1 protein-coding gene is annotated in these 367 nt (G+C 68.4%); it reads right to left on the bottom strand.

Translation table 11 applies throughout. The annotated features are described in order from the left end of the window. Nucleotides 1–367 (bottom strand): pantoate--beta-alanine ligase (locus tag EN850_RS34280; RefSeq protein WP_136092989.1); only part of this gene is annotated, 367 nt, incomplete at both ends.

The following is a 367-nucleotide window of genomic DNA, read 5'->3' as shown; positions in this document are numbered from 1 at the left end:
ACCTGCAGGAACAGGCGCGCCACCACGGTGCAGACGCCATCGAAGTGGCCCGGCCGGCTGGCGCCTTCCAGCATTTCACTGACACCCGGCGCATGCATCTGCGTGGTCTTGTCCACGCCCAGCGGGTACATCACCTCGACGCTGGGCAGCCACACCGCGTCGCAGCCCGCCTGCTCCAGCCCGGCCACGTCGGCCTCGGGCGTTCGCGGGTAGCGGTTGAAATCCTCGTTCGGGCCGAACTGGGTCGGATTGACGAAAATGCTCGCCACCACCTTGTCGGCGTACTGGCGGGCCAGCGCCACCAGCGAATGGTGGCCGCCATGCAGGTTGCCCATGGTCGGCACCAGCGCCACGTGCAGGCCGTCCT

It is taken from the genome of Mesorhizobium sp. M8A.F.Ca.ET.207.01.1.1 (assembly GCF_004794715.1).
Taxonomy (GTDB): Bacteria; Pseudomonadota; Alphaproteobacteria; order Rhizobiales; family Rhizobiaceae; genus Mesorhizobium.
This window is presented reverse-complemented; position numbering and strand designations above follow the sequence as displayed.